General features: G+C 71.6%; 3 protein-coding genes. All 3 read right to left on the reverse strand.

Annotation, left to right across the window (positions count from 1 at the left end):
* Positions 1-22: 22 nt before the first annotated feature.
* A complete protein-coding gene (locus HY703_10010; GenBank protein ID MBI4545519.1) occupies positions 23-2125 on the reverse strand; it encodes a thioredoxin domain-containing protein in 2103 nt (700 codons plus the stop codon).
* A 172-nt stretch (positions 2126-2297) separates the two neighbouring features.
* Positions 2298-2966 (reverse strand): endonuclease III, encoded by a 669-nt coding sequence (gene nth, locus HY703_10015; GenBank protein ID MBI4545520.1) that lies wholly within the window; start codon positions 2964-2966, stop codon positions 2298-2300.
* Positions 2967-2968: 2 nt separating this feature from the next.
* Positions 2969-4330: hypothetical protein (locus HY703_10020; GenBank protein ID MBI4545521.1), on the reverse strand; the 1362-nt coding region annotated here is incomplete at its 5' end.

The following is a 4330-nucleotide window of genomic DNA, read 5'->3' on the forward strand; positions in this document are numbered from 1 at the left end:
ACTGAACCTCTGTGTTGGGCATTCAACCCCGGAAGCTCCGCAGCAGCTCGGCCAGCTCCTCGGGACGACTGGCGGGCGGCGCGCACGTCTTCCCAACGCACAGATACGCCTGCGGCGCTTCGGCCGTGACCATGGCGCGCAGCTCGGGCGGCACCGTCTCGGCCAGCACCGCCCCTGGCTCGAAGCGCCGGACCACCGTGCGTGGACGGTAGGTCCGCAGCGCAGCGGCCCACAGCGCCTCAGCCGCCGGCTCGCCGGCCGCGCCCACAAGCACCAGCGTGCTGACCGGTCGCACCGCCCACGCCAGCGCGCGGAAATAGGTGGCCGCAGCGGTCGCCATGCGCGGCGCCGAGCCGGCGAACGCGGCCAGCACCTGCCCGGCCGTCTCGCGATACTCCTCGCGTTGCTGCAGCGCCGCGAGTCTCAGCAGCGTGAGCGCCGCAACCGCGTTGCCGGCCGGCGCGGGCGCGTCGGCAATGGGGCGGTGCGGCTCCTCGATCACCGGCACAGCCGCGCGTTCCTCGCGAGGCCGGTCCAGTAAGGCTCCACTTTCAGGGTCGCGGAAGCGGCGTAGCATGACCTGCACCACCTGTTCGGCACGCTCCAGATGCTCCGGCCGCTGCGTCAGCTCGAAGGCGTCCACGAGTGCGCGGGCAACGTACGCCTGGTCATCCAGGAAGCTGCCCGCCTCGCCGTCGCCCAGCCGGTGGGCTATGCCTTCCGCCGCCCTGAAGCCCTCCTCCCAGACCCGGTCCAGCGCCCTGAGCGCTGCTGTCCCCGCGTCGCCGCGGCCCAGGTAGCGCGCCGCTGCGAGGTGCCCGGAAGCCACCAGCGAGACCCACCCCGAGTACAGCGTCTGGTCCACGAAGGGCGCCGGCCGCTGATCCCGGGCCGCCTTGAGACGACGCCGCACGTCCTCCAGCAGCGCCTCCGCCTCCGCCTCGTCCAGCCCCAGGCGCAGGCCCACCTCCCGCTCGGCCAGCGCCTGATAGAGCACATGGCGGCCGGGATCCAGGTGCATGCTGCTGGCCGGCTCGTCCAGCCCGTAGCGCAGCACGGCCGCGCGCACCCTCCGCTCGTCACTGTCCAGTGCGGCCCGCACCTCCTCCAGCGTCCAGGTCCAGTAGTCGCCGTCATCCGAGGGCCCGATGTCTGCGTCCTGCGAGGCGGGGAAGCCGCCCGCCTCGAGCAGCGCCGGCGCCAGCTCGCGGTAGTGATCGACTACCCCCTCACCCACCTCACCGTGGAACGGCGAGCCCAGCGCGGCAAACGCCCGGGAGTACACCTCCAGCAGCACGCCGTTGTCGTACGCCATCTTCTCGAAGTGGGGGACAATCCAGCGCGCGTCCGTCGAGTAGCGGTGGAACCCGCCACCCAACTGGTCGTAGATGCCGCCCCGCCCCATGGCATCCAGGGTCTCGACCACAACGCGGCGGGCCCACTCCGCGCCCGTGTCCAGCCACTGGTCCAGCAGCAGCTCGAGCCCGCCCGCATTGGGAAACTTGGGTGCTCGCCCGAAGCCGCCATGCCGGAAGTCGAAGGACTCGGCGAATTCTTCAGCAGCGTGGTCCACGAGCGCGGGGCTCAGCTCGCCCGCCTGGGCCTCGGCCTGCTCGTGAGCCAGGAGCCGATCCCGGATCGAGCGGGCCGACTCGCGCGCCCGCTCACGCTCCTCCCGCCAGACCCGCGCGACCTGCTCGAGCACGCGACGGTACGCCGGCCGGCCCAACTGGTCCTGGGGCGGGAAGTAGGTGCCGCCGTAAAAGACCTCGCCCTCCGGCGTCAGGAATGCCGTCAGCGGCCAGCCACCCTGACCCGTCAGCGCCTGCACCGCCCGCTGATAGCGCGCGTCTACGTCCGGCCGCTCGTCACGGTCCACCTTGACCGGCACGAACAGCTCGTTGATCAGCCTGGCCGTCGCCGCATCCTCGTAGCTCTCCCGATCCATGACGTGGCACCAGTGGCACCACACCGCCCCGATGTCCAGCAGGATCGCCCGATTCTCCTGCCGCGCCCGCTCGAACGCCGCCTCGCCCCACGGCATCCACTTCACCGGCTGCCGCACGCCGTGCTGCAGGAATGGGCTGCGGGCCTCCGCCAGGCCGGCGCTCCCCTTTTCATTCATGCGCACCACCCCTCACCTAGCTTCCCACTCGAACGCAGCACAGTCGACCCGTGCCCGTGCCCGTGCCCGTGCCCGAAGCTTCTCTGATCGGGCAGACGCAGCCAGGGGAGCGGGTACGGGTACGGGTACGGGTACGGGTACGGGACCGCACCCTCTCCCATCGGCCCCTCCATCACACCAGCGAGCTGGGACACAGCTCCGCCACCACGCACAGCTCGCAGCGCGGCCGCCCCGCCCTGCAGACGCGTCGGCCGTGGTAGATCAAGAGGTGGGCCAGCTCGGTCCACTCCTCCTGCGGCACCAGCTCCATGAGGTCGTGCTCGATCTTGCCCGCGTCCTTGTGGTTGGTCCAGCCCAGGCGCCAGCTCACTCGCGCCACGTGCGTGTCCACGACCACACCCTCCGCCTTGCCGAAGGCATTACCGAGCACCACGTTGGCAGTTTTGCGGCCCACGCCGGGCAGCTTGACCAGCGCCCCCATCTCGTCGGGCACCTTGCCCTTGTGCCGCTCGACCAGCGCGCCGGCCATACCCAGCAAGCTCCGGGTCTTGTTGCGGTAGAAGCCGGTCGAGCGGATCAGCTCCTCGAGCTCGGCGGGCCGGGCGTCGGCGAGCTCCGCTGGTTTAGGGTAACGCCGGAAGACGGCAGGTGTGACCTGGTTCACCCGCTCGTCCGTGCACTGGGCGGACAGGATGGTGGCCACCAGGAGCTGGTACGCGTTCCGATAATCCAGCGAGCAGCGGGCGTCCGGGTGCTCGGCGCGCAGCCGCCGCACGATCTCCTGCGCCCGCTTCCTCTTGGCCGTCTTGCTCTCCCGCACCGACCACGACTTCCGCGGCAGCGTCACTCACGCCTCCTCCGGAAGTACTCTTTCACCGTCTCCGGCTCCCACGCGTTTACCACGTCACCCGCCGTGAGCCAGCCTTTGCGGGCCACCCCCACGCCGTAGCTTACCTCGTCCAGCCCATCCGTGGAATGGGCATCGGGGTTGATCGCCGTCTTCACACCCCTTTCCCGCGCGCCGCGCCACAGCCGCCAGTCCATGTCCAGCCGCCAGGGATTGGCGTTGACTTCGATGCCCACGCCGCGCTCCGCTGCCGCCTCGATCACCGCCTCCATGTCAATGGGGTAGCCGTCCCGGGAGAGCAGCAGCCGCCCGGTGGGGTGGCCCAGGAAGCTGAGGTGCGGGTTCTCGAGCGCGCGCAGCACGCGCTTCGTCATCTCGGCCCGGCCCAGCCCGAACCCGGAGTGCACCGAGCCGACCACGTAGTCGAAGCGCCCCAGCACCTCATCGCCCCGCTCGGCATAGTCCAGCCGCCCGTCCGCCAGGATATCCGCCTCGATCCCCTTGAACAGCCATAGCTCGCGGCCATGCTCCGCGTTCCAGGCATCGATCTCTTCATGCTGCCGCAAGATCGCCTCGACAGCCAGCCCCCCCGCGTACGCCGCCGCCTGCGAGTGGTCCGCGATCCCCAGGTAGCGCCAGCCGCGGGCCCCGGCCGCCTCCGCCATCTCGCGCAGCGTGGCCTTGCCATCACTGTAGGTCGTGTGGCAGTGGAAGCAGCCGCGCAGGTCGGCCTCCAGCAGCAGCCGCGGCAGCACGCCCACCGCCGCGGCCGCGACCTCGGAGCCATCCTCCCGCAGCTCCGCTTCGATGAAGGGGAGCCCGAGCGCACGGTACAGCCCGGCCTCGTCCGCCAGCTCGAGCCGCGCCTGGCCGCGCCACACGCCGTACTCGTTCAGCTTGAGCCCCTCTGCCGCCGCCCGGCTCGCCAGGGCCGCGAGGTGGGCGGCACTGCCCGTCGCGTGGACCCAGGCGGCGATGAATTCGTCGGGGGCGACGCAGCGCAGCCGCAGCTCGAGCCCGTCCGCCAGTCGCGCCCGCGCCGCGGCCTCGCCTACCGCCGCGGCCTGCGCCGCGCCGGGCAGCGCGAGGAATGCCTCGAGCACCGGCGCGGCACGATCGGCCACGGCGGCCACAACATCGATCCCGTCCACGGTCTCGAGGCGACGCCGCAACTCGCCCGCCAGCTCGACCCGCACCACACCCGGCTGGCCGGCCAAATAGCCCAACACCCGCGCGGCCGCGGCGCGGGCCTCCGGCTGGCGGCGACGCGAGGCCACGCTGCGCACAAAGCCAATCCCTTCCAGGAGCTTCGCCTGCGTGCGCTCGCCCAGCCCGGGCAGCTCGGCCACGCGCCCCTC

Source organism: Gemmatimonadota bacterium (assembly GCA_016209965.1).
Lineage (GTDB): Bacteria > Gemmatimonadota > Gemmatimonadetes > Longimicrobiales > RSA9 > JACQVE01.

Bases quoted from the DNA above. Each gene is read 5' to 3' on its own strand.
- HY703_10010 (MBI4545519.1), bottom strand. From the start codon at position 2,125: ATGAATGAAAAGGGGAGCGCCGGCCTGGCGGAGGCCCGCAGCCCATTC.